Origin of the sequence: Enterococcus sp. 4G2_DIV0659 (assembly GCF_002140715.2) — a bacterium.
Classification (GTDB): domain Bacteria; phylum Bacillota; class Bacilli; order Lactobacillales; family Enterococcaceae; genus Enterococcus_L; species Enterococcus_L mansonii.
The window spans coordinates 2,441,466-2,466,090 of sequence record NZ_NGLE02000001.1 but is presented as its reverse complement, the minus strand read 5'-3'; the positions used below and the strand labels follow the sequence as shown (position 1 = coordinate 2,466,090).

Sequence of the window (24,625 nt, the reverse complement as noted above, 5' to 3'; positions counted from 1 at the left end):
CCCATTTTTATCTACTTATATTTTGCACGAACGACAAGGAGTGTAGATACCATCTAAAACAGATTTTCTCTACACTCTAAGAATATTATTTAAATGTGCTATCACTTTTCGATCTTTTCTTCTAATAAAGACCTTATACTTTGAATATGTGAAGTATATTTATTCTCTACCTTAAGCTCTCTACCATTTTCCCACTTATCACCATAAACATGATCTAACCTGCCTATATCATCAAAAGTAAAAAACAGTCGAACCTTATTCCCATATCCTATAAATAATATTGGCTCCTCGTTTCTTGAGACTATGATATCATCCTTAACTATATATAAGTCTGTATTAGTTAAATTTTCAGGATGTTCTATCGATAATCTATCATTCACTAGTGAACGTAGATTGTCACTAAAATACTCTTCATATTCTGCTAAATGATCCTGTTTTTTGTCTGAAAATAATATATATTGAATAAAAATTTCTACCGCTTTCTCATAATCGACTATTTTAATAGGAAAATGCACATTTTCATTTAGAAAATCCCATCCATCTCCAAGTAATCCATCAATACTTGGTTTCATATCTCCAGTGTAGTATCTGATTGTACACATTGGGCTGTCTTTATAGCGAATATAAACTGTTTCTATATTTTCGGTGTCTACTTTTTCTTTTGATATAAAAGAGAAGTCTGCCATAGAACTATTTATATATCGTTCAGCTGGAACAAAATCAAGCATTTGTTTTCTTGATACGTCATCATAAATAAAACTTAACCTGAAAATATCTCTCAGTAACGGGTTATCGGTAACATAAAATGTATAAATAAACTTTTCTGCTAATGAATCTAATGGTAAATCTAATTCATCAAATTCTATTAGAGAAAGATACTCCATTCGTTTCCAGCCTTCCCCATAAATACCCCTTAACTTTTTATCAAAAATAGTCTCATCATATATATTAATAGGTTCACCTCGATAGTATATCACCGTCAATTCTTTCTTTTGAATTGAAAAATCACTTAATGATGCATTCTTAAATTTTGGATGAGCACTTAGCTGTATAGCATTTTCAATGGATACTGTATCTTCCATATTATCAATTTGAAATTGTTTCTTTTGTTCCAAATCATTTGACAGATAAAAAGTTTCAATAAACCTTCGATCTAGCTCTTCTTTACTTAAATCCTCTGCTTTATAAATCCCCTCACTCGATGAAGTGCTAGAAGTGTTTGACTGATTCGATGTGTCGTCATTGAATAATCCAACCCATACATAAAGAACGATAATAAAGAGAAAAGAAGCAAACATTATCTTAGTAGATACAGGTACTTTCACTTTCTCCTTTCCAGCTCCATCTTTAAATTTTTTGATTTTAATTTGCAGATTCGAATATTCCTGACTTTTAAAATTCGGTAACTGTTTTTTTATTTTTTTTAATGTGTCATCTAAATAAATTATTTCCTTTAACGGAAGTGTTTTAAATATATCAAATGCTAATAGATATTGATGATTGAAAAAACAGAAATACCCTGTTAATAAAACATATAACTTTTGAGGAATAACCAATTGATCTTTTTTCCATATAATTGCTTCTTGAATTTTTGGATTCGTTAAATTTCCATTCAAAGCCAAAATATAGCTTTTTAAAAATTCTGTTGTCTGATTCTCTTTTGCTCCTTCAGCGTATAGTAGGAGATTATCAATTTTTGCTATAATCAACTTGTTTTTAGGATGCCCATGATACAATTTTAAGATATTAAGAATATACATATTTAATAAATCACTATCATGAGCAACGATACGTTTTGCTTTATCTAATTTTTCCTCTATAAGATGAGTTTCTTCTTCACGTTCAAGCATACAATAAATAGAATAGCGTAGATTAAAATATTCTTCATGACGATCGTTTGGAATATCTTGAGCTATTTCAAACGCAAAAGGAGGAACCCCATAAATTTTATCTTTTAAGATTATAAAATCTTGAGATACATAGTTTTCTTGCCCAATGTAATCACGGAGATCCGATAATTCAAATGTATAAAACAGAAAATGAATAATCTCCCTTGAAATCATTGTAAAGTGATCCACGAGAAATAACTGAATACTGTATGTATTTGCCATAAATTCATCAATCGTCCACTCATCTATAGCCTCTACCAATTTTTCCCAGATATTTATATTATAGGAATAATCTTTTTCATTAACTATTAGCTGTAATTTTAGTGAAAACGGGAGCTCTACGTTAATAAAATCTTCTTCGTAATCAGTATAATTCTCATCAGCCAACTCTGAATCCACTACATTGTCGTCTTCTATAAAGATAATAGGACTTTCACTTTTTGTTTCTTTAGCCATTTTTAGTGCTGTATCAAAAGCAAGTTTTAGTTGTTGAAATGCTTCTGGTTGTTCATCAGGAATAATTGATTTCAACTTTTTAGAGTAAGCTTTCTTTATTTGGCTAACATCTGTTGTTTGTTCAATTTCTAATATTGTCCATGGATTCATAGCCACTCGTCACCTTCAAAATAGTCAATCGTTTTTTTTAGATTTGCTGTATATCGTTTAGTCAAGATTTCATCTTGTTCTTCTAGCACTTGAGTAAACTCAACGATTAACTTTTGAATCTGTTCTCTTTCTATCCCTGTCATTTCAACAAAAAGACGCTCCAACTTTGCCATCAACAATCGGTTTTCTGATCTATCTCTAGGATGTATCTTCAAACGTCTCATTTTATTCAAGCTTTCATTAATCTGTTCATCTGTTAATTTACCACTAGAGCTATCAATAATAAGTTGGCTACTTTTACCATTGTTATCTGTCACATTTACTTCAAGTAATCCATTCGAATCATAGGAAAAGCGACAATCAATCGGTGTATTTTCTTTTGATGGAGGTATCTTGATAGTTATCTCTCCAATTTTAAGATTTTCTTTTACCATAGGATATTCTCCTTGATAAATTGAAAATTCCACTTGTTTTTGATTATCTCTTAGCGTATAAAATGTTTTTCTCTTACTGACTGGGATTGTTGTATTTCGTTCGATAATAGGTACAAAAACGCCGTCAATATAACCATTTGATGTATGACTAACTGCATTAACCCCTAATGTATGTGCACAGACATCTGTTAACATCAATTCATTAACCATGGTTCGATCTTTTTTTAAAGCTCCTTGAATCCCTGCTCCTACTCCAACCGTTTCATCAGGATCAATTTGAGAAAATGGAAGCTTTTGAAATAATTTTGAAAGATAGTTTCTCACTATGGGATTCTTAGTTGCCCCACCTATTAATATTACTTGATTTATTTCATTGATGCTCATCCGAGCATCGTTTAAGACACGACTTATCGGTGCCCTCATTTTTTTTAAAAGCACCTGACATAATTCTTTGTATTCTTCTTGAGCAAGTTCGTAAGTAAATGATTTGTTATCTAGTTCTATTTTGAACGAGGCTGTTGTATTCAACGTAAGTAACTTTTTCAATGACTCTGCTTTTTTGTAAATCATGGAATGATCTTCTGCTGTTAAATCATTAAATTTCAATTCATTCTTTTTAAAGAAATCATTTAGAATCAATTTAGTGAAATCTTCTCCTCCTAAATCACTATCACCGGAAATTGCCTCCACTTGAATGATTCCATCAAACATTTCTAATAAAGAAACATCGAATGTCCCACCACCTAAATCTACAACTAATACAGATTGATCTTCTTTTTTATGAAACCCATACGCCATTGCTGCCGCTGTAGGTTCACTAATTAAATTCTTCACAACAAATCCCGATAATTCAGCTGCTTTTACTGTGGCTTCGCGCTGCAAGTTATTAAAGTAAGCTGGAACGCTAATTACAACCTCTTTGCATTCCTTTTGTAAAAATGTTTCCGCATCTTCTTTTAAACTTCTCAAAACTAAAGAAGACAATTCAACAGGAGTAAATTCATAACTGCCTAATTGATATCTTTTTTCAGTCCCCATAAAACGTTTAAATGTTGCTACTGTTAGTTCCGAATGACTGACCAATCGCTCTTTGGCAATCGAACCAACAAGAATATCACCATTATCATCTATCCCAACAACAGAAGGTGTCAAATTATCTCCAAATCGATTAGGGATGATCTGAATATTTTCCCCATCCCAAAAGGAAACTAAGCTATTTGACGTTCCTAAATCAATACCTAAAATCAAGAACCCTTCCCCCTTTTATCAAATTAATCAATAAAAATTATACCATAGGAGTAGTTTCGCTTTCGTCAATTTATTATATCTACGTAGAAATTATTGATAATAAAAGATAAGTTTATGCTTTCTACCTTTAAAAATTTTATTGTAGTAATTATGATAATAGCGTATTCAAAAAATAAAAACATCAATCGATACATGAAAATTATTTTCTTTTGTTTTCCAAGCAATTCTATCTTTTCCATCAGCTCTTAGAACCCAAACGACATTGTTTCCTTGAATATGAGGGAAATAATTTTTTTCTATTAACTCTTCAAAGAGCTTTATAAATGTAGTTATATATGCTTTTGTGACTTATAACATCATCACCCATACTTACACTCTGTCTATCAATCACAATTTCCATATTTACTCCTTATTTTATTGATTCTTTTTGATACAACTTACTAAACATTTAAAAAATAACTTTTACAAATACATCATACAGTGTATAAACAAACACCAACGCAAAGAAGAACAAAATTCCTATGACACGATTCTTCTGTTTTTTCGTGGCTATTTTAAAATTGAATTGAGTAAATATCATGCACGGAAGAATAAATAGCAAGATTCCAAGATTTACAGTTGTTGAAAGATCATCGTTGCTTGGAAAACTTTCACTTGGTATAGTTATAGTTGGCCAACCTCTATATTTAACAATGTCTAGAATTTTTTGAATAACAAACACTACAACAAAACTAATTGCTACTTGGTCAAGTGTTTTTTCCCCTTCCTTCCACAGTTTCTCTTTTTTATTTTTGTGTTGTCCCATGACAATCTCCTTTAGGTATTCTTTTTGAAAATTTTTTTTAAATGGACTATGATTGCGCTCTATGTTTATGCTACATTTATGCTATAAGCATAAAGAATACTTACATAAACAAAAACCAGTACCCAAAAATAGGCAGTTCATTTGTTGCCAAACCAAATATTGCTACCAGTATTGTTAAAATTGCTGGAAATAGAAACATACAAGGAACTATAATTGTTATTATGTTTTGCTTAACAATGATTGCCTTCTCTTTATTCATTCTTTATTTCCTCCTTTGCGATCGTTTTCGGATCTAATGCATGCAGCTATCGATCCTTTTTGGGATTTATAGATCCTCTTTATTGCCCTACAAAACAAGATTAATCACTAAAACATATACCAACATAAATGTTAAGCTAAAAAACCCGATAAACATTATTGGAATTATTGTTAAATCCCCTCCTGCAGAAGCATAATTTCCTCTTAAACTATCTGATAAGACGCCTACTATAAAAACTCCAATTGTCCAAAAAATTATACTAAGAATTCCTGTCAAATTCATGTTGAGTCTTTTAGATAATTTAATCCGTTTTTTAAATATTTTATATAATAAATAGTGCGTAGGTAATATAACCAACAAAATTATTCCGTACAGTATCATCTACATTAATTCCCCTTCTGATTGACTCTGGTATAAAAACCCTTTACTTTTTATCTGATAAATTCATTCTAGGGAAGTACTCCCATTGACCATCATCCATTTCTCCAATGTCATTTATAAGGATATCTAGATAAAAATTTACTGCATCATTATCGACACCATTATCTATAAGAGTCTTTTTTACTAGTGCCACTTGATCCATTACATTTTTCTTCGTGAACTCCATCTATTTTCTCCTTTAGTTATTGATCGTTTTTAAACACTCCCTATATTACTACAGATTTTGGAGTAATTATTTCAAGTTGATACTGAAGTAAATTGATTTTTTGTTCAAGATACTTTACATGCCCCTTCATTCAATCACCTTTTAGATCGGCAATAAAGAAAATATCCTTAAGCATCTCTAACACCTCATTCAATCCTTTTAAGGAATACTATCTAATTCTTCAACCACTTCGGATAATCGATACTCTCCTTTTTCAGCTGAAAACTATCGCCTTAAGAACTTAGTTCCACCAAAAGATCAATCACTTTTGTATTTACGTCAATTCCTTCAACATGTATTTTTATTTTTTCGCCCACTCATCTAAAAATATCTTCTAACTCTTCCGCTATAATCATTATACTCACTTCCAAAATGGTCTTCACACCAACGTTCTTCTGATAAAATTATAAAATGAGTTGAAAGTTGAAATAAAACTAAACAAATAAACAGATTCACTGACTGCATAATCAATGTACATCCAAAAAAGAATAATAAATAGCCCAAATACATTGGATTTCTCGAATACTGATAAATCCCATATACTCTAAGTGTGTTTGGCTTTTGTTTGGAAAAATCAATTGTCGAAAGTAACAGAACTATTAGCCCTATTAAATATAGTCCAACTCCTAAATAATTAATACCAGATTTAAAATGACTTCGTAAAAATATTGGTAATATAACAAGTAATATCGTTGTTATCTGATAAATATAGTAGAAAAACTTTTCAATCCCTAAAACTGGTGCAAATTTTGCTGCCTCTTTTGCGGCTACAGAGTTAATATTGTTCATTAACAAAAATCTTATTAAAAATATCGGTACCACTATAACAAATCCATTCATTGTTCATCCTCCTTTAGAGTATCTATTTAAGCAATATAAGTATTATATGTTTTAAAGAGCTTAGACCGCCAAGTGTCGGACACTTAGAAAACTTGAATTGAATGAATTCTATATTCAATAGGACTTATTCAGTTCAATCTTCTTTTATTTTTTCATTATACTAACTTATATACTTATCAAACCCTTGAATAAGTCGTCTTTGCTTTCAATATCTTTTAATTAATAATAAAAGTTTTCTTCATTAGTCATCCTTTCTAATCGTTTTTGAAATATAGTCTCTGGAACACTTAAAACTGCTTCTCCTCATGCATCAATAAAGGATAAAGCAAACATCCACTTCTCCACTGAAGATCTTGTAAGAGCTATTTCCAACTCACTATCCACTATTTTTACAATTGATTCATAAAAAATATCATTATCTTCATTACTAGAAACTCCCCGTTTATTAGGTTCCCAGCGATAATAGTCACCATCTTTACCTATTAATTCTTTACTTTGTAAGTGTTCTTTTGTTTCATAAGCTGTATACATTCCATAAAAATCATCTGTAGTAACAAATGCCAATGGTTTCTAAACTAAAAGTTTCACTGCCTCTATAGTCTTTTTGTTGTTTTCAGCTAGAGTTCTTGTAATTTCTATTAAATCACTGTAGTCACTCTAGATCTCTGCTCTTTACACTTTTAAGTCTTTGATATTTTCTATACAAAGAAATAAGAGCGGAAAAAACATTTCTGTTTTCCTCGCTCTCTAAATTATTTTTTGAACAACTTTATTGAACACTTGAAAACATTTTTATAGTTTCTTTTAAAATCTGATTAATCATTTATTATTTTTTGTCACTTTGCAAAATATAACTCTACGTAGATTGTTTTCACCCGTATACATTCGTCTTTGTTCCATACGCCTTCTTTACCGTCTCTCATTAAAATAACTTAAAAACGGAAACAGTAACTTCATCGTCGTGCCTTCACCTTCAACCGATTCCACCGTTAACTGATGGCCTAATTTATCTGCTAAACTTTTAGCCAAATACAGACCCAATCCTGTTGAATGCTGCTCACTGGTGCGGCCATTTTCGCCTGTAAAGCCTTTATCAAAAATACGTCGCTGATCTTCTTTGGGAATACCTAAACCAGTATCCTTTAAAAATAACCATGCACCTTCTTTTGTCCTTGAAAAGGTTACAGTTATACTGCCACCTGCAGATGTATATTTTATTGCATTACTTACTAATTGTTTAAAGATAAATGCCACCCATTTGGCATCCGTCAATACTAATTGATCTTCGCCTTCAATCGAAAAATGTAGATTTTTCTGAATAAAATAACTTCCCTGTGTCCGAATCACAGATTGAACAATTTCTTTTAACGAATATTCTTGTATTAAATAATCTCTTGAAAAACTATCTAACCTTGCATAGTAGAGAACTTGTTCGACATATTCATCGATTTTACTCAGTTCATTTTCCACTAAATAGTACTTTTTTTCTGGAATGTCATCTTCTATTGATTGTAAAATAAGATTTACTGCTGCAAGAGGGACTTTAATTTCATGAACCCATGAGTCTATATAGTCTTTTTGATCTTGTTGATTATTGATTGCTTGTTGCATCACTTGTTGATGCTCTACTAAAAGTCCGTTGATATAATCTTGTACTAGTTTTTCTTCGGTCTTAGAAGCTTCACCTAAATAATCTTGTAAAGAAGGGGGATGCTCTGTGATATCCAAAGATTGCCACCAATGTTTTTTCAATGAATAATCAATCGTCAAAAAAAGGAATAAAAAGAGTCCTTGTAATAATACCAAATAACCAATGACTGACAGATTCACATGCATGTCAGGAGATAGCCACAAAATAAAACAAGTTAAACCAATAAAAAATAACCAGCCGATCAAGAGCAGCCAATGATCTTTTAAATACTTACAAATCGTCATTTTCGTCTCCTATCTACGGAACAATATATCCTTGTCCAACTTTTGTTTCAATATAGCCATCAAGACCTGCCTGTTCGATTTTTTTTCTTAAACGATTGATATTGACCGTCAAGGTATTATCATCTACAAAACGCTCATCTTCCCATAATGCGCGCAATAATTTCTCTCGAGTTAAAATTTTTCCATGCTTCTTAATCAAAATGTACAGCAAGCGATATTCATTTTTACTTAAATCAATGACTTCTCCATTGATTTCCATGCTGCCATTATCCACATTCAGCGTAATACCGTTATGTGACATGACTTCGCTACCGACTTCCGAGTAATTGTAAGAACGACGCAACAGCGCATTGATTTTTGCAATTAATACATCAAGTTGAAAAGGTTTAGTAACAAAGTCATCTGCTCCCATATTCATCGCCATGATCATATCCATATTTGTATTTCGGCTAGAAATAAAAATAATCGGGATTTTAGATGCTTCGCGGATTTTTTGGCACCAATAATAGCCATCAAAAACGGGCAAATTAATATCCAGTAATACTAATTGAGGATCTTCCTTTTGAAAATCTTCCAAAACATTATTAAAGTTCGTTGTACCAAACGTTTCAAACTGCCATCTTTGCAACTCTTCACTAATCAACTCACGAATCGTGGTCTCATCTTCTATAATCATGATCTTTGCCATTTCTTCTCCTCCTGTTGTTCCATCTTATTGTACCTTATCAGAAAAAATGCGTCATTCATATAGGACTTTTAGCCGAAATTTTAATTAAAAAAATAAAGAATCTGAGGTTGGGACAAAAACTTCAAACCTTAGTACTTTAACACACAGAACGTGATGGTTTTTTAAGAAATCGACAAGAAACACAACGAAGGTAGGAGTTGATATGGCTTATTACCTATGATAACTTTGAAAACTCACCCATCCTAAACTTATTTCCTCCCACAAATTAATGATTGCAGACACTCATTCCAAAACAGCAACTCCACTATCAGATATCGCTTTTCCAATAAACAAAAAGACCCCATCTAAAAGTAAAATCGTCATATTCACACCAAAAAAGATCGACAACTTTTCGATTCCTTCCATTTTTTCTTTTGTTTTAAGTACAAAATATAAAATAAAATTACTGCCGTATGTAAAAATCGTCAGCATTATTACTAATTCTATCAACATTTTTCTACCCCCACAATGAACATGTCCTTTTTTGTATACACTTACATTTTACGCTAACTAAACTTTTTTTGAAAGATAAAAATAACTGAGAGATAACTCTATCAGCAATATCTCAGTCTGACAGTCACTGTTTCGATGACCTATTATTTATCCCAACCTCTTTTCGATTTTAACAGTCCATGCATCACTACATTGACTGCCTACTATTTTCCTTAATCCCCCATTATAATGAATTTATTTTATTTTTTTGTAGATATGTTTTCAGTACATCTTTAAAACAATTTAACAATTCAAGTAATTTTTTTCAAACCCTTTATTGACCCTACAAGGGTTTTCCTATAAAATGGAGAATAGATAGAAACGAATAGAATAAAAAAAGCACTTCATAATTTAGCTACCAACTAAATCATGAAGCCCTGAACAGTCAGTGAACACCTGACCAATCAAGTTGCTTAAGCCAATATTTATACATTGACATCTTCCATTTTACTCAATTTTGAAAGAAATTTCTAGAGGTTTATACTAGTTTTTTCTGTTCTTGAAGATGTTTGTGCTTATTTGTTGAACTTACAATGGCGTTGGAATCGTGTCCGACGCCATTTTTTTGTGTATTCGTTTCTATCTGAATGAATGTCTTGCTTACTTTTTAAATTGAAATATATAAAGTCAACCAACCATTGACTATATAAAACGCTGATCCCAACCAGCCTTTTACCCATTCTCCTGGATAATTTAAAAAGTAAGCTCGCATTCTTTTACAAAGTAATAGTCACATACTACTCCCAAGTATTATGTAAGAAAACACAATGATCAAAAAACAATGTAACCTTTTTCAATACTTCCTTTATACGAATATCAAATCATTGTTTGTATTTTCTTTATTAGTGACTATTCGGCTGGAGATAAGTAATCATCTTATCTCCAGCTATTTTTTAACGTAATTTTATCTACAAGAATTGATTATTTGAGCAATTGTTTAAGTACAATTATAAAAAATAGATTGTTTTTAATTTTTCCAACTCCCAATTAGACGTCAAGTCAATAAAAAATGGTATCTGCCATTGTTGTATAACTGTCCCATGTTTGTTTAATCCCGTTACCCATGTTGGGTACACGCGAAGCGCCATTTTTCCTTGCCCCATTTCATTGCTTAATACATTATTTTTTAGCAATATATGTTTAGGAAAAATAAACTGCCCGACTTTCTCCTGATCAAAAATCGTAACAATTAGTTTATCGGGTGCACTAGAAACATCGTATGCTCTATTTTTATTTTCTTCATCTTTCTCCCAAAAAACAACAAAATAACCAGCTTTTTTAGGCGTTATTTTTGCTTTTCTACTTCGAAATGTATGATTTCCTACAGAAAATGTTGCTCCTTCATATGCTTTATTTTGTTCTTCTAACTTTAAGTTTTCCAAAGGATGCTGACTAATTTTCTGAATGATTTTCGTTAAATAGCTGATTGACTCCATGTCGCCTCCTTCTAAATCTCTTTTTTATTGTATCATTATAAAGAGGATAAATCGTTTAAATAATAAATTTTTTAAAAATTTTTATCAAAAAATAGATTGTTACAACAGTCGTGTAAATACGAACAATCATTAGATAAAAAACAAGTCTGGTACCATATCCCTTCTCAAAAAAATTCGAGTGTGGGCCAAAAGTAAAAAGCACTTTTGACTCACACTCTATAACCGAATAAGCGATGGTACAAAAACAGCTCTTGTCCCAACCTCAAACGTTTCTTATACTCACCGAAATACCTGAATTTTTCAAGATTTTATCTTCGTCTCAGATTTTACTCTTCGTACTCATCATCTTCTTCTATTTCCGGTAACTCAATTTTTTCTACTGCATTTTTGCCTATCTCACATAAATAATCTGCCAACTCATCGACGTCTTCACTAGGCGAAACCGACGCTTCAATAACCATCGCTAAGTTTAAGCCTGATATGACACGGAGATGCTGGTAGTTGTTCATTTGCATCATCGCTACATTACAAGGTGTTCCACCTTTTAAATCAGCAATAATCAAAATAGGAACATTTCCCATTTTTTCTAATATAGTAGTTAATTTTTCTACCGTTCCTGACATGCCATCTGTAGCTTCCATGGCTACCACTTCTGCTACAGCTAATTCACCTACGATCATTTTAGCTGACTGTAGTGTTTCTAGAGCCATATTACCATGACTCATTAAAATCAATTTAGGTTTCATTTATATACCTCCAAATTAAAAATACTTGCTATATAATTCTGATCTACGTTCTAAAAATACTTGATTGTTTCGTGTTGGATGAATTCGATTAGTCAACACAATAAGTGCTTCTCCTTCACACGGCTTTAAACCAATAGATGTACCAGTAAATCCAGTATGATAGAGAAACCATTGTCCCGAACTGTTCATTTTTTTCTCCCAACCAAACGTACGATTGAAATAATTTGTTGTTAGTATACTTGCATAAAGACTTTCTGAAAACATCGGCTGGCCATTAGGCAAACGATTTAGTAAAAATGCCGCAACAAACATATTCACATCATTCAAAGTAGAAAAAAGTCCTGCACTGCCGACAGGTTCAGCTAACTGCCACGCCTTGGAATCATGTACGATTCCTTGAATCATTCCTCTGTCTACTGTCTGCTCTGTCGGAACGGCGACTTCTTTTTTTTCTAAATAAAAACTTGTTTGCTTCATTTCTAATGGTTCAAAAATAAACGTTCGAAAACTTTCCTCTAAAGAACACCCATCTATTTCATTAATGACCCATCCTAATAACAGATAACCAAGATCAGAATAAAATATAGCAGATTGCTGATTTATTGAATATTGTTTAAATATTTTTTGTAATTTTGTTTGGTCGAAAGACTGCTTATCTGTTACATCTGCTGGCAGTCCTGAACGATGCAGTAATAAATCTTCAATTGTCATAGTTAGATTGGCGTAGTTAGGTAAAACCTTTGCAACACTCGTTTTTAAGTGTAACTTGCCTTCATCAATTAATTGCAAGATTCTTGTAGTTGTACCTATAACTTTTGTTAAAGACGCTAAGTCGTAATAACAAGAGGCATGTATATCTTGCTGATTAAAAGGTGGTGTGCTTCCCATTTTTCCTTTGTAATGATTTACTATGTCCGTTTGATTGATTGTTGACCACGAGGCACCAGAAATTATTTTTTGTTCCACCATCGTTTCAATCTGTTCATTTATTTTAGTCGTATTCATTTTGTATTCCTTTACTCAAGGTCTTTTAATACGTCAGAAATTCTCTGGTTATGTTTTTCCAATAGTCTCTTTGCTTCGTCCAATTCAATGTTTCCTCTAATCATGACAATGGCCTCTGCCACATGCTGTTCAGCTTTGTCGAGATATTCTTTAGCACCCAATAGATCAATGCCTGTTGCATCATGAATAATATTGATTGAGCGTTGGATTAGTTTTTCATTCGTTGGTTGAACATTGACCATTAAGTTCTGATAAACCTTCCCCGTTTTGACCATAATTCCTGTAGAAAACATATTCAGCACCATTTTTTGAGCTGTACCCGCTTTCATTCTCGTAGAACCTGTAATCACTTCCGGTCCTACAACTGGCGCAATTCCTACCGCTGCTATATTATTCATTTCACTAGAAGCATTGCAGCTAACTGAAACTGTCAATGCTCCTACTTGCTTTGCATACTCCACTGCACCAATCGCGTAAGGGGTTCTTCCGCTAGCCGCTATGGCAATCACAACATCTTCTTTTGTTAAATGGTGCTTCTTTAAGTCCGCTTCAGCTAACTCTTTTGAATCTTCGGCTCCTTCCACTGCATGGAACATCGCATCTGTGCCACCTGCAATTAGACCAAACGCTTTGTCTGGTGACACACTATACGTAGGCGTCAACTCAATTGCATCTAACGTTCCTAAACGTCCGGAAGTTCCTGCACCACAATAAATCAAACGACCACCTTTTTGATAGCGCTCTGCCGCTTGTTCAATAGCCTGAGCAATTTCTGGAAGAACTTTTTCGACAGCCAAGGCGACCTTTTGATCTTCTTGGTTCATTATTTTTACCATATCGATCGTTGATAACTGATCGATATTCATACTCGCTTGATTCCGCGATTCGGTTGTTAACTCGTCCAGTTTCATATTCCATCCCTACTTTTCCTTCAGTTTCTCTACTAATTTCCGTGTATCTAACATATTTTTTTCTATAGTTGTTTCTAGATCGTCTTGAATAGAGCCTAAATACAAAACATCTCCTACCGCCATTGTGGAAGCAATCGAAGCAATCGCACCTACTCTTAATAAATGTTCATTTGAAGGAACCCGCAGCACTTCATCACTTAAGTCCTTTATTCGTTGCTGCTCGTTTCTTGTAATGAAAATCACCTTCAATTGCTTGTGGCGAGCGATTTCACAAGCAACTAACACTTCTTTTGACATCCCACTATATGAAATAGCGATCAATACATCATTGGGCTTAGCATAATTTAAAAACTCAAATTGCATATGAACATCCTGATTAAATATCGCTCGTTTGCCCGCACGATTAAATTTATGATATAGGTCTTGTGCGGTTAGTGCAGAAGAACCGATCCCAATCAAATAAATTGATTCAGCTTTTTTTATGGATTCAATCGATCGTTCTAGTGCTTGTTTATCAATCAAGTCAAACAAATCTTCAATTGAATTATTCAATAACGTTCCAACCTTTGCACATAACGTATCAATGGAGTCATCAACTGCAATAATCGGATCAATCATTTTCGGTGCATTATCTGCTCCTTGTTTCGCTGCAATAGCTAATTTTAACTCTTCCCAACTATCAAAAGTTAGTGATTTAGAAAATCGAGTGACAGAAGCTGGTGATGTTCCGCTATTGGATGCAATTTCATTTGCCGTTAAAGAAAGAACCAAGGTTGGATCTTTCAATATATAATCAGCGATTTTCCGATTCACCTTAGAAAAATCTTTGTATTTTTGTCGAATAATCTTTATTGCATCCATCTGCCTTCAGCTCCTGTTTTTTATTTAATGAATGTTAAAATCGATTCACTTGATTCGGATGGAATCATTTGAGCAGTGATTTTAACGCCCTTTCCATCTAATTCTTTGATTGTTTGAATATCTAGTTCTGTTAAAGCTACTGATTTTTTAATTGGAGTACTGCCTTCTTTTTGAGAAATATTCCCAACGTTAAAGGCCTTCAATGGCACACCACCATTGATTAAATCTGCCATATCTTGAATATCTTTTGTAATTAGGAAGACCTTTTCATCTTCATAATTACCAGCCAAAATTTTTTCGATCGCTTTACGTTTCGATAAAATCGACAATTTTACACCAGCCGGTTTCGCCATTTTTAGCGCACCAATCTGCATTTGATCTTTCACTGCTAGATCATTTACCACCATGATTCTTTGGGCTCCTAATGTATTTGTCCAAACAGTGGCTACTTGACCATGAATTAGACGTTCATCAACGCGTGCATTTTCTATTGACATAATTATTCATCCTTTGTTTTTTAGAATTTTTTAAAATAAATTACCGATCCAAGATGTGATTCCTTGTAGATTACCTAATAGCATTCCTAGTAAAATCAAGACAAAAATCAAGCGAGTTGAATTCATCTTTTTCTTCCCTAATAACCAATAAGACAGCATAACGATAGATAGTGGAACCAGTGCTGGTAAAATTTTATCCAGCATTTCTTGGATAGATAATGTCACTTCGCCCATTTTATACGTCAACTCTAGTTTATAAGTTATGACCGAAGGAATCAATCCTCCAACAACCGTTAGTCCAAGAATAGCTGCAGCTTGTGTTAATACTTTCATTTTGTCGGCAAATTCTGTAGCGATTTTTTTTCCTTGATGATAACCGATCCAAGTAAATTTATAACGTACCCACAATACTGCAATACCTGCGATTAGTGGAATCGCTAATCCGAAAGCTTGTCCGCCTTGAGCCATATAGGCAGCAATGGAAAAGACGATTGCTCGATAAATCGCAATAAACAATGTATCTCCAACGCCGGCAAACGGCCCCATCAATCCCGTTTTCAACCCAGTAATCGCTTGGTCATCTTCAATTCCGATCTCTTCTTCTAGTGCCATATCTGCACCAATAATTAGATGAGACATCGCTGGCGTTGTATTGAAAAAGCCTAATTGCGTTTTAAGTGCTTTTTTCATTTTTTCCGGATCATCTTTATATAAACGTTTTAATGCAGGCATAATTACATATGAATAGCCGAGTCCTTGCATTTTTTCATAGTTCCAACCCCATTGTAAGCTAAACAGATTTCTTAAATAGACTTTATTAATGTCTTTTTTCGTTAATTTGTTAGTCATCAATTTCTACCTCCTCATCGTCTTCATAAACAGTTGTTCCAGTAGATGCTGCCGGGATTTTATTGCTATTCATTACGTAAATTGCAGCTAACGCCAAGCCAATCAATGCAACACCCAAAACAGAGAAGAATTCAGCACCATAAGCAAGTAAAACAAAGCCAATAATAAAATACGGCCAATACGTTTTAATCGGTAAATAACGCATCAAAATCGCAATTCCCATTGCAGGTAAAATAGCTCCTGCTGCTTTCAACCCATTCATCACCCAAACAGGAATCCACTCATTAATAACGGTTACAACTTGTTCACCAAAAGCCAATCCAATAAACACAGGAATCACACGAGAAATCGTCCAAGGAAAAATCCCTAAAATATTGCTTCGCTCTACTCCTTTATAATTTCCCTCTTCAGCATATTTATCCGCTTGATGTTGGAAAAAGGTATTCGTCATTCTGCCAAGAATATCTAATTGTGTCAATAATAATCCAATTGGTACTGCAACGCCGATCCCATATTCAGCACCTTGTCCTGAAATAATCGCATACGCTGTACCCATTACAGCGCCTGAAAGAAAATCTGGCACAGTAGCTCCACCATATGTAGCTACTCCTAGTGTCATCAATTGTAATGTTGCACCAATCATTAAACCTGTTTGAATATCTCCCAAAACCAGACCCGTAAATGTTGCAGCAAATAGTGGCGTATATGGACCGATTTGAATCGAAATTTGGTCAAGCACGCCGACAGCTGTGTAAAGACATAAAATAAGAATAATACCGATAGATATTTCCATTTTGTTCCCTCCTTGAATATAAAAGCCTAATAAGATTTGTTCAGCTCTCTCTAAAAATAGGATTGTGACATTTTTTATCACAGCTATAATTTATCTTTTCTTCTAAAATCTAGCTCATGAAACTAGATAATATAATAGCCAAACTAACTCTTTGTAAAAAAAGAATGCGCTTTCTCTTTACAAGAGAATCATACCATTTATGAAATTCAATTTCAAGTTATTATTAAAAAATATATAAAAAGAAATATAATTTCCTTCAAAAAGCGGTCTACGTCATTACTTATTCGACTTAGACCGCTTTTTTAGGTTAACTGTAATGAATAAGAGAAGTCTTACGTAAATCACAATTATCTGAAGAAATTAACTATTCTTCCTTTTATGAAGCAAAGGACAGTAGCTCTTTTAGCCGAGATTCGGGGATTCTCTTCTGTTTTTTTGATTGCACACAAATTGTGTATGATTAAAAGAGCTATTTTTGTATTCCTAGTGGAAAATTATTCTCTCCACTTTCACCGAGAATGCATAACCCGTTCTACTTTTATCAAGCTTCTCTGCTTTTTGTAAATAACTTTTTGCTTTCACAAAATATTTTTTACATATTATTATTAGGTAACAACCTTGAAAAAACAAAAAAACCTATTACGTATTTTGTGCAACGTAACTGGTTTTTTGATTGACTTCCATCATTTTAAGCTGAAGCTTATATGTAATTCGTGTTAGAACGGTTACATAATTCTTTGAGAAATCGACCATTCTTCATATTCAGGAAGGTCAAATATATACTTTTCTCTATGTGTTTTTTTGTATTCTTGCTCAATTACTTGAATCGTATTGACTGCATCGCCATCTTCCAACGCTGATCCATTAAGGATATAAAAAATAACCAATGTACATTTTTCATCGATAGCCATCAACTTAGGTAAGTTTGCAGCTAATGTATCAGGATTAATCTGCTCAACTAACTGATTGCCTTCTTCTGTCAAGTGTTGATAATACTTGATGAACTCTGGTTCTATCTCAATTGATTGATCCATCGTTGCGATATATTCTTCCAATTGAAGGTTCCATAAAAATGATTCCACAATATCCTCCTCCTATCATAACTGTTTAGGCACTTATTTCTTCAAGAAACGAAAGCACCAACTACTTCAATCTAACCTGATGTCTATACTATTTCTTTGATGGCCTAATATCTTCTAATAAGATATCACAAAACAGTCTTTTTTATCCATTAAAATGACTATATTATTTATATAAAATTAAGAATAATATCTCATTTACCTCTCGGAAAGTTGATTATCACTAGTTTTTGGCAGCTATATAATAAGAATGGATAAACATTTCCACCTCACGTAATTTTAATGATTTGATATGTTTTCTTTTAATAAAATATAAATTCCTCTTATATTCGTCACTTAATGGTTGCCAGTTGATCTTTTCTGTTAATGCCTTTTTTGAGATTAGCGATTGCCCCATTCCTTGTTCTAAGCATCGAAGAATTATTTCATTATTTTTGATCAACATTTTTTCTGGATTCATGTTATGCTCTAAAAGGTAACGTTCCGTATAATGATAAACACCAGATGTTTCTTCTCTAACAAGCCATAAAGACTTAGAAAAGTCACCTGCATGAACCAACTCATCCGTCAGAATTTTTTGTCGGATGAGTTCATTGGTTATCAATGGTTTTTCAATAAAACCAAAGTGAGCTTGATGCTTTTCGATTTTGCTCAGCACTTGTTCAGAGTTGTCCATTTCGAGAATAAACGATACCGTAGGAAATTTAACCGTCAATTGAGCCATCAGCTCTGGTAAATAATACACAGCAATTGTATTTGATGCAGCAATTGTACAAGTTTCTATTGATTGTCCTTCAACATGAAGTGCTTGAATAGCGTCTTTCCAATCATCGGATAAATTCAACAAATGATGATATAAAATATCCGCTTGTTTGGTCGTTGTAATTTCTTGACGTCCATTTCGCATAAAGAGCTCCACACCGAGTTCTTCTTCCAATTGTTTGACTTGATTTGACACAGCTGGTTGGGAAATAAATAAAAGCTCCGCAGCTTTGGAAAAATTTGTTGTTTCATAAACAACACGAAATGTTTTCAGTAATTTAAACATAGAAATCCTTTCCATTCGTTTTTGTTATAGATATCATTTTAACTATTTATTTCTCAAATGCAAATTATTTAGTTATACTACGTGTATAGATAAAACGGAAAGAAGATGAATGAGTGAGTGAAAAACAATAATACAAAACAATCTTATCCCACAGCAGTTAGAGCTATTTTACCAGGATTAGTGGTTTCTTTTAGCGTGGCTGTCATAAGTAAAATCATTGCAATTTGGCTACCTACATTAGGTGCTGCGACAATTGCTATCTTACTTGGTATTTTACTAGGAAATACTTTTTTGAAAAATCCAAGTTTAGAAAAGGGGACCAAGATCGCTGAAGGTAAATTATTAGAGTTTTCAGTTGTTTTATTGGGCGCGACTGTGACTTTTCAAACAATTGCTCAAATTGGAATCAAAGGCGGCCTGTTTATTCTTTTACAAATGGGATTAACAATCATTGCTACATATGTATTAGGAAAAAAAATGTTGTTTTCAGATAATATGTCCTTGTTAATGGCTGGAGGAAATGCCGTATGCGGTTCTTCAGCCATTGCTTCGATCGCTCCTTCCATCCACGCCAAAGAAGAAGAAAAAGGACAAATCATCACACTAGTCAATTTATTAGGTACTATTTTGATGTTGTTATTGCCCTTTATCGGTTCTTTGGTTTATGGATCGAATATTCTACAAAAAAGTGCTTTGATTGGCGGTGTGTTACAATCTGTTGGTCAAGTAGTCGCAAGTGCCAGTATGATCAACGGAGAGGTTGTAGAGCTTTCTATGCTCTTTAAAATCATGCGGATTATGCTACTGGTTGTCGTGGTTTATCTTTTTGGCAAATTTAAACAGCAAAGAACATCAGATACAGCATCATTTGACGCTGCATCAATAAAAAAGAAAAGCGGTTTACCTTGGTATGTCGTTGGATTTGTTTTATTCTGCGTATTCAATAGTTTGGTTCATTTACCAGAACAATTAAGCCAAATCGCGCACTTTTTTAGCGGCTGGTTTGAAATTACTGCTTTAGCTGCCATTGGTTTACGATTAGATTTTCAAAAATTTTTCAAAGAAGGCAAGCGATTTTTGATTTATGGTTTATCAGTTGGCCTCATCCAAGTCGTAGTAGCCATAGGTTTAATCGCTTTATTAACACTTTGAAATAAGAAGAGGCTGAATAGAAGTAGTTAACTTCCATATCAGCCTCTTCTTTTACTTATTTTAACTAAATTTTATCATCTGTCCCATGATTTTTAAATCCCGCATATGATTTATGTCCACTTAGATTCAAAATAAATAAAACAATCACTAGGAATAAAATCGATAGTGCTAATAATAATGTTTGAACGGATTCTCCATGTATTACCATTAACTGCCTTAAAATCGCCGTTATACAAATCAGAATCAAATACCTAATTGGGATATGGTGTCCTTCTTGAATATAGCGAATAACCATCATGATAAACTCAAATAACATGAAAAATGCAACGATTTCTTGCATTACAAGTGATAAATTCTTCGGTGTCATTGGTTTATCAATAAATGTAGCAATGTCAACTAATTGCCGTATCATAAAAATAAGAATAAGGACAGCAAGTAATCCTAACACAACATCCAACGTTAAGTTGACATATTTTTTCATAGTACCAAATCTTTGATCTTCTTTCATCTTTATCCTCCCTTCATTCTCCTCTTGTAGAATCCTTCTAACAATTACAAGAATTCATACTTTATAGAATTAATATAGCATTTTTTTTATACGATGTAAAAATCTAAACCTGAATCAATTGGACAACTACCAACAATAAAACAGCTTTGTGTAGCAAAACCAACTCATTTAATAGCTTTTATAACTGTGATATTATTTTTGCTATTTTAGAAGAAATTTTTTAAGGTTCATTGATTTTAGCATTTCGATAAGATAAAATTAACGTATCGCCTTTTCTTTTTTGAATTTATTATAGTTATTGCCGGGAATGAAAGGGTTTACAAAAAATGCGTTTTTTTCTAATCTTGGTTAATTAATCATCATAAAAAATGGAGTAGGAGTGAAGAAAATGAATCGTTTTTTAGACAAATTACAAGAAAAGCTAGGTCCAATCGCTTACAAGCTTGATTCAAATCGTTACCTATCAGCGATCAAAAATGGTTTTTTCGTGGCAATGCCATTATTAATTATTGGTTCCATATTCTTATTAGTCACACAATTGCCGATCGACGCATATACGAATTTTATGGAATCTATCTTGGGTAAAAATTGGATGTCGCTCTTTTTACAAGTCAACGATATGACGATGAATGTGATGACTTTATTTGTTATTTTAGGGATCTCCAGTGAACTGGCAAAGTATTATTCTGTGGACAGAAGTTCTACACAAGCCATTGCTATGGTTGCCTTTCTTGTATTAACGCCAATCACCCCAACTGATAATGGCGCATTTTTACCACTAGGAAACTTTGGCGCAGCGGGATTATTTGTTGGTATGATCACAGCTATACTAGCGACTGAAATTTTTCGTTGGGTCATTCAAAAAGGCTGGACAATCAAAATGCCTGATTCAGTTCCTTCTAATGTTGCAAAATCCTTTTCTGCACTAATTCCAGGATTCTTTGTAGTTATTATCTTCAATTTGATTCGAATTGGTTTTACCTTTACTTCTTATGAAACTGCTCAAAATTTTATTTTCGAAGTTCTTCAAACCCCTCTCCTAGCTTTAGGAAGTTCCTTACCTGCTACATTGATTATTCTACTATTTGAAGCTTTATTATGGTCTTTTGGTATTCATGGTTCAAATATTGTTGGTGCTGTAATGCAGCCAATCTGGATTGCTTTAACAGTGGAAAACGCTCAAGCCTTCGCTGCAGGCAAAACATTGCCGAATATTGTGAACTATCAGTTTTATAGTAACTTTGTAAAGCTGGGAGGCTCTAGCGCAACGATTGGTTTAGCGATTGCTTGTCTGTTTTTTGCAAAATCCGCTCAATTTAAAACGTTAGGAAAATTATCTTTTGCACCAGCGATTTTTAATATCAATGAACCTTTAGTTTTCGGTGTACCAATTGTTTTGAATCCAATGATGTTGATCCCTTTTGTGATCGCACCATTACTGATGTGTCTCTTAGCTTATACCGCCATGGCCACTGGAATTGTTCCCTTAGCTAATGGCGTAAACCTTCCTTGGACAATGCCTCCTGTAATTGCTGGTTTGATGGTCAGCGGTTGGCGAGGAGCATTGCTTCAAATAGTGCAAATTATACTAAGCTTTTGCTTATACTATCCTTTCTTTAAAATGGAAGATTTGAAAGCCTACACTATTGAAAAAACAGGAAAAGTAGAACAAAATTAAACGGTTGCAGTTGATCAAAGATGAGGCAAGTCCTCTTCATAAAAAGCTATGCCCCCGCACACAAGTGTACGGGGGTTAATTAGTCATGCAACACCTTTTTTCAATTAAATCAGACCAATAGCGATTGCAATTGCAGAAAAAATATTGTTAAAAAAATGAATGGATATGCTAACTTCAAGACGTTTTGTTTTGTAATAGGCAATAGACAAAATCAATCCCATCAATCCGTAAATTAAAAAACTAATCACGTTCGTAGGTCCATGAACTAACCCAAATAAAATCGAACTGATGGCAATTCCAACCATCGGCAAATTCTCAAACCAGAAACCAATAATAGCGCCTCTAAAAATAATTTCCTCCATAATAGGCGCAGAAATACCGATCAATAGCACGATCAGAATAGGATTTTCACCGGTAAAAATCGTTTGAATCGCAACATCATTTGCAGTTGATTCAGCTCCTTGATTGTTTAATAGCAACGTTCCACCAATAGCAATCACCCTTGCTAATAAAAAACCACCTACAATAATGACAATGTTTTTCAAGTTGATAAAATCCCATTTAAATTTAAAAAATCCTAATTTTTTTCCTAAAAATAGTAATAAATAGATATTTCCAATAGTTACAACCATCAAAAGAACTGATATAGCTAATGACAAATTAGCATTTCCCATCTCTTTAGATATCCCTTTTGCCTTAATTTTTTCTCTTATTAACGCCTCTATGGATCTACTACTTTCCCTAGCTTTACGTTGTTCTAAGTCAATTTGTTTCCTTCTTTTCCTTAAGAAATATATCTTTGATTCTCTTTATTATTCTATTTGAAAATGTATTGAATTGATGAGAAATATCTATCCAGCTTTCTATATTCGGCACTTCTTCCTTAGCCCAATAATCAACTAAATACTGATAGATAGTCTGTTTATCTAAGGATTCATTTCTAAAATGCTTCATCACACCATTAGTATATATAAAACGAATTTCTATGGGAATATTCTCATCTAAAGGACTCTGCACTTGCATATATAAACTATTCTTAATAGGTGATTCAGGTTGTAAAACTAAAAAAGAATCTTCTTCTATATTAAAATCATCGATAATTTTTTTAATTAATTGTTCGTTTATCTCTTCATCTTTATAAACGACTCCGGACCAATCCAATGTAAACGTATTAGTCATTTCTTCCTCCTTATCTCTGGTTAGTGGACAGCCTCTATCCCAATTGGATCTCATATATAATGAAAATACTAGCTCTACATATACAAGCCTCTTCAATAGTGGTAAATAAAAAACCCACCAAAAAAGTGGGTTAAAAATTCTAATAAAAGTATTTTAATTATTTTGCTAAAGCACCTTTAGCTTGGTCAGCTAATGCAGTAAATGCTGCTGCATCGTTAACAGCTAAATCAGCTAACATTTTGCGGTTGATATCAATCTCTGCCAATTTCAAACCGTGCATTAATTTAGAATAGCTTAAGCCATTCATACGAGCTGCTGCGTTGATACGAGCAATCCATAATTTACGGAAATCACGTTTTTTCTGACGACGATCTCTGTATGCATAACTATAAGATTTCATTACTTGTTCTTTTGCTGTTCTAAATAAAGTATGTTTTGATCCGTAATAGCCTTTCGCTAACTTAAGGATCTTTTTACGACGTTTACGGCTTACTACGCCACCTTTAACACGTGCCATGGTTAATTCCTCCTAAATATCTGTTGTCTCTATGAGTTATTTTAATTGCTAAGTTAGTACAAGAATCTTTTCAGCGTTCTCAATCTACCTTCATGAGCTAGCCTTTCGGAAAAAAGATAAAATCTGATTGTGGTAAAGAGCACCACTCTCATATTTTCCTATTTTTCAGTCAACGCTAATCGAGCTCATTCAGCTTTTTACTTCATTCTTGCTAATTGTTGGCGAATACGTTTGAAATCGCCTGCTGATACCATTCCTGCTTTACGCAATTGACGGCGTTGTTTTTTTGTTTTACCGTGGAAACGGTGACTTGTAAACGCACGGAATCTTTTTAACCCGCCGTTACCAGTACGTTTGAAACGTTTTGCTGATCCGCGGTGTGTTTTTTGTTTTGGCATGACTAATTTTCCTCCTACATTTTCATTTCGTATACAGTTCAACTAGCTTAGTTGAAAAAGTTGAACTAGCATCCTCAAAAAATTCAT

General features: G+C 33.3%; 27 protein-coding genes. 2 read left to right on the top strand and 25 right to left on the bottom strand.

Going from position 1 to position 24,625, the window contains the following annotated elements; all coding sequences use genetic code 11:
- Positions 1-101: 101 nt before the first annotated feature.
- The 20 genes from A5880_RS11465 to A5880_RS11370 all read right to left on the bottom strand — a co-directional run bounded on the left by A5880_RS11465 (position 102) and on the right by A5880_RS11370 (position 19,106).
- Positions 102-2,501, bottom strand: coding sequence for a J domain-containing protein (locus A5880_RS11465; RefSeq protein ID WP_143353612.1), 2,400 nt, complete (start codon positions 2,499-2,501; stop codon positions 102-104).
- Complete coding sequence (locus A5880_RS11460) at positions 2,492-4,177, bottom strand: molecular chaperone HscC (RefSeq protein WP_086329171.1); 1,686 nt, start codon at positions 4,175-4,177, stop codon at positions 2,492-2,494. The genes A5880_RS11465 and A5880_RS11460 overlap by 10 nt, the downstream gene beginning before the upstream one ends.
- A gap of 448 nt (positions 4,178-4,625) precedes the next feature.
- A complete protein-coding gene (locus A5880_RS11455; RefSeq protein WP_086329170.1) occupies positions 4,626-4,982 on the bottom strand; it encodes a hypothetical protein in 357 nt (118 codons plus the stop codon).
- 100 nt (positions 4,983-5,082) lie between these two features.
- Positions 5,083-5,241, bottom strand: coding sequence for a hypothetical protein (locus A5880_RS11450; RefSeq protein WP_179190329.1), 159 nt, complete (start codon positions 5,239-5,241; stop codon positions 5,083-5,085).
- 424 nt (positions 5,242-5,665) lie between these two features.
- Complete coding sequence (locus tag A5880_RS11445; protein ID WP_086329168.1) at positions 5,666-5,848, bottom strand: hypothetical protein; 183 nt, start codon at positions 5,846-5,848, stop codon at positions 5,666-5,668.
- Positions 5,849-6,208: 360 nt separating this feature from the next.
- A complete protein-coding gene (locus A5880_RS11440) occupies positions 6,209-6,727 on the bottom strand; it encodes a methyltransferase family protein (protein ID WP_086329167.1) in 519 nt (172 codons plus the stop codon).
- 303 nt (positions 6,728-7,030) lie between these two features.
- The gene (locus tag A5880_RS11435; protein WP_086329166.1) at positions 7,031-7,291 is read right to left on the bottom strand and encodes a hypothetical protein; all 261 of its coding nucleotides are present in this window, start codon (positions 7,289-7,291) and stop codon (positions 7,031-7,033) included.
- A 345-nt stretch (positions 7,292-7,636) separates the two neighbouring features.
- Positions 7,637-8,662: a two-component system sensor histidine kinase SapS gene (sapS, locus tag A5880_RS11430; protein ID WP_086329165.1), complete on the bottom strand. Its 1,026-nt coding sequence runs from the start codon at positions 8,660-8,662 to the stop codon at positions 7,637-7,639.
- Between the two features lie 13 nt (positions 8,663-8,675).
- Positions 8,676-9,350, bottom strand: coding sequence for a two-component system response regulator SapR (sapR, locus tag A5880_RS11425; protein ID WP_086329164.1), 675 nt, complete (start codon positions 9,348-9,350; stop codon positions 8,676-8,678).
- Positions 9,351-9,632: 282 nt separating this feature from the next.
- On the bottom strand, positions 9,633-9,842 hold the full coding sequence (locus A5880_RS11420) for a hypothetical protein (RefSeq protein ID WP_086329163.1): 210 nt from the start codon (positions 9,840-9,842) through the stop codon (positions 9,633-9,635).
- A 986-nt stretch (positions 9,843-10,828) separates the two neighbouring features.
- Positions 10,829-11,317, bottom strand: a complete 489-nt coding sequence (locus tag A5880_RS11415) for a MepB family protein (protein ID WP_086329162.1) — start codon at positions 11,315-11,317, stop codon at positions 10,829-10,831.
- 326 nt (positions 11,318-11,643) lie between these two features.
- Positions 11,644-12,063, bottom strand: coding sequence for a PTS sugar transporter subunit IIA (locus A5880_RS11410; RefSeq protein WP_086329161.1), 420 nt, complete (start codon positions 12,061-12,063; stop codon positions 11,644-11,646).
- A 15-nt stretch (positions 12,064-12,078) separates the two neighbouring features.
- Positions 12,079-13,068, bottom strand: coding sequence for a serine hydrolase domain-containing protein (locus A5880_RS11405; RefSeq protein WP_086329160.1), 990 nt, complete (start codon positions 13,066-13,068; stop codon positions 12,079-12,081).
- 11 nt (positions 13,069-13,079) lie between these two features.
- On the bottom strand, positions 13,080-13,979 hold the full coding sequence (gene murQ, locus A5880_RS11400) for an N-acetylmuramic acid 6-phosphate etherase (protein ID WP_086329159.1): 900 nt from the start codon (positions 13,977-13,979) through the stop codon (positions 13,080-13,082).
- A 9-nt stretch (positions 13,980-13,988) separates the two neighbouring features.
- The gene (locus tag A5880_RS11395; RefSeq protein ID WP_086329158.1) at positions 13,989-14,840 is read right to left on the bottom strand and encodes a MurR/RpiR family transcriptional regulator; all 852 of its coding nucleotides are present in this window, start codon (positions 14,838-14,840) and stop codon (positions 13,989-13,991) included.
- 20 nt (positions 14,841-14,860) lie between these two features.
- Entirely contained in the window at positions 14,861-15,337 is a 477-nt protein-coding gene (locus tag A5880_RS11390) for a PTS sugar transporter subunit IIB (protein ID WP_086329157.1), read from the bottom strand.
- A gap of 30 nt (positions 15,338-15,367) precedes the next feature.
- The gene (locus A5880_RS11385) at positions 15,368-16,186 is read right to left on the bottom strand and encodes a PTS system mannose/fructose/sorbose family transporter subunit IID (protein WP_086329156.1); all 819 of its coding nucleotides are present in this window, start codon (positions 16,184-16,186) and stop codon (positions 15,368-15,370) included.
- Positions 16,179-16,979 carry a PTS mannose/fructose/sorbose/N-acetylgalactosamine transporter subunit IIC gene (locus A5880_RS11380; RefSeq protein WP_086329155.1) on the bottom strand — a complete coding sequence of 267 codons (801 nt, stop codon included), beginning with the start codon at positions 16,977-16,979 and terminating at the stop codon, positions 16,179-16,181. Before A5880_RS11380 ends, A5880_RS11385 begins: the two co-directional genes overlap by 8 nt.
- Before the next feature lie 725 nt (positions 16,980-17,704).
- A complete protein-coding gene (locus tag A5880_RS11375) occupies positions 17,705-18,061 on the bottom strand; it encodes a DUF7006 family protein (RefSeq protein WP_086329154.1) in 357 nt (118 codons plus the stop codon).
- Between the two features lie 220 nt (positions 18,062-18,281).
- On the bottom strand, positions 18,282-19,106 hold the full coding sequence (locus tag A5880_RS11370; RefSeq protein WP_086329153.1) for a LysR family transcriptional regulator: 825 nt from the start codon (positions 19,104-19,106) through the stop codon (positions 18,282-18,284).
- A 117-nt stretch (positions 19,107-19,223) separates the two neighbouring features.
- On the opposite strand from A5880_RS11370, the gene A5880_RS11365 reads away from it, so the two are divergent.
- Positions 19,224-20,258: a YeiH family protein gene (locus A5880_RS11365; protein WP_086329152.1), complete on the top strand. Its 1,035-nt coding sequence runs from the start codon at positions 19,224-19,226 to the stop codon at positions 20,256-20,258.
- 64 nt (positions 20,259-20,322) lie between these two features.
- Here A5880_RS11365 and psiE read toward each other — a convergent pair whose 3' ends face one another.
- Positions 20,323-20,766, bottom strand: a complete 444-nt coding sequence (psiE, locus tag A5880_RS11360; protein WP_086329151.1) for a phosphate-starvation-inducible protein PsiE — start codon at positions 20,764-20,766, stop codon at positions 20,323-20,325.
- A gap of 388 nt (positions 20,767-21,154) precedes the next feature.
- On the opposite strand from psiE, the gene celB reads away from it, so the two are divergent.
- The gene (gene celB / locus A5880_RS11355; RefSeq protein WP_086329150.1) at positions 21,155-22,444 is read left to right on the top strand and encodes a PTS cellobiose transporter subunit IIC; all 1,290 of its coding nucleotides are present in this window, start codon (positions 21,155-21,157) and stop codon (positions 22,442-22,444) included.
- 104 nt (positions 22,445-22,548) lie between these two features.
- Here the strand turns inward: celB and A5880_RS11350 are convergent, their stop codons facing one another.
- From A5880_RS11350 to rpmI, 4 genes are all read right to left on the bottom strand, one after another.
- Positions 22,549-23,118, bottom strand: a complete 570-nt coding sequence (locus A5880_RS11350; protein ID WP_086329149.1) for a CPBP family intramembrane glutamic endopeptidase — start codon at positions 23,116-23,118, stop codon at positions 22,549-22,551.
- 88 nt (positions 23,119-23,206) lie between these two features.
- Positions 23,207-23,623, bottom strand: coding sequence for a hypothetical protein (locus A5880_RS11345; protein WP_336577144.1), 417 nt, complete (start codon positions 23,621-23,623; stop codon positions 23,207-23,209).
- 157 nt (positions 23,624-23,780) lie between these two features.
- The gene (gene rplT / locus A5880_RS11340) at positions 23,781-24,140 is read right to left on the bottom strand and encodes a 50S ribosomal protein L20 (RefSeq protein WP_086329147.1); all 360 of its coding nucleotides are present in this window, start codon (positions 24,138-24,140) and stop codon (positions 23,781-23,783) included.
- A gap of 197 nt (positions 24,141-24,337) precedes the next feature.
- Positions 24,338-24,538 (bottom strand): 50S ribosomal protein L35, encoded by a 201-nt coding sequence (gene rpmI / locus A5880_RS11335; RefSeq protein WP_010771140.1) that lies wholly within the window; start codon positions 24,536-24,538, stop codon positions 24,338-24,340.
- Positions 24,539-24,625 lie beyond the last annotated feature (87 nt).

What these genes read in the sequence shown, in the direction of transcription:
- A5880_RS11455 (WP_086329170.1), bottom strand. Translation starts at nt 4,982, where the DNA reads ATGGGACAACACAAAAATAAAAAAGAGAAACTGTGGAAGGAAGGGGAA.
- A5880_RS11450 (WP_179190329.1), bottom strand. Translation starts at nt 5,241, where the DNA reads ATGAATAAAGAGAAGGCAATCATTGTTAAGCAAAACATAATAACAATT.
- A5880_RS11445 (WP_086329168.1), bottom strand. Translation starts at nt 5,848, where the DNA reads ATGGAGTTCACGAAGAAAAATGTAATGGATCAAGTGGCACTAGTAAAA.
- A5880_RS11440 (WP_086329167.1), bottom strand. Translation starts at nt 6,727, where the DNA reads ATGAATGGATTTGTTATAGTGGTACCGATATTTTTAATAAGATTTTTG.
- sapS (WP_086329165.1), bottom strand. Translation starts at nt 8,662, where the DNA reads ATGACGATTTGTAAGTATTTAAAAGATCATTGGCTGCTCTTGATCGGC.
- sapR (WP_086329164.1), bottom strand. Translation starts at nt 9,350, where the DNA reads ATGGCAAAGATCATGATTATAGAAGATGAGACCACGATTCGTGAGTTG.
- A5880_RS11420 (WP_086329163.1), bottom strand. Translation starts at nt 9,842, where the DNA reads ATGTTGATAGAATTAGTAATAATGCTGACGATTTTTACATACGGCAGT.
- A5880_RS11415 (WP_086329162.1), bottom strand. Translation starts at nt 11,317, where the DNA reads ATGGAGTCAATCAGCTATTTAACGAAAATCATTCAGAAAATTAGTCAG.
- A5880_RS11410 (WP_086329161.1), bottom strand. Translation starts at nt 12,063, where the DNA reads ATGAAACCTAAATTGATTTTAATGAGTCATGGTAATATGGCTCTAGAA.
- A5880_RS11405 (WP_086329160.1), bottom strand. Translation starts at nt 13,068, where the DNA reads ATGAATACGACTAAAATAAATGAACAGATTGAAACGATGGTGGAACAA.
- murQ (WP_086329159.1), bottom strand. Translation starts at nt 13,979, where the DNA reads ATGAAACTGGACGAGTTAACAACCGAATCGCGGAATCAAGCGAGTATG.
- A5880_RS11395 (WP_086329158.1), bottom strand. Translation starts at nt 14,840, where the DNA reads ATGGATGCAATAAAGATTATTCGACAAAAATACAAAGATTTTTCTAAG.
- A5880_RS11390 (WP_086329157.1), bottom strand. Translation starts at nt 15,337, where the DNA reads ATGTCAATAGAAAATGCACGCGTTGATGAACGTCTAATTCATGGTCAA.
- A5880_RS11385 (WP_086329156.1), bottom strand. Translation starts at nt 16,186, where the DNA reads ATGACTAACAAATTAACGAAAAAAGACATTAATAAAGTCTATTTAAGA.
- A5880_RS11380 (WP_086329155.1), bottom strand. Translation starts at nt 16,979, where the DNA reads ATGGAAATATCTATCGGTATTATTCTTATTTTATGTCTTTACACAGCT.
- A5880_RS11370 (WP_086329153.1), bottom strand. Translation starts at nt 19,106, where the DNA reads ATGTTTAAATTACTGAAAACATTTCGTGTTGTTTATGAAACAACAAAT.
- psiE (WP_086329151.1), bottom strand. Translation starts at nt 20,766, where the DNA reads ATGAAAGAAGATCAAAGATTTGGTACTATGAAAAAATATGTCAACTTA.
- celB (WP_086329150.1), top strand. Translation starts at nt 21,155, where the DNA reads ATGAATCGTTTTTTAGACAAATTACAAGAAAAGCTAGGTCCAATCGCT.
- A5880_RS11350 (WP_086329149.1), bottom strand. Translation starts at nt 23,118, where the DNA reads ATGGGAAATGCTAATTTGTCATTAGCTATATCAGTTCTTTTGATGGTT.
- A5880_RS11345 (WP_336577144.1), bottom strand. Translation starts at nt 23,623, where the DNA reads ATGACTAATACGTTTACATTGGATTGGTCCGGAGTCGTTTATAAAGAT.
- rplT (WP_086329147.1), bottom strand. Translation starts at nt 24,140, where the DNA reads ATGGCACGTGTTAAAGGTGGCGTAGTAAGCCGTAAACGTCGTAAAAAG.
- rpmI (WP_010771140.1), bottom strand. Translation starts at nt 24,538, where the DNA reads ATGCCAAAACAAAAAACACACCGCGGATCAGCAAAACGTTTCAAACGT.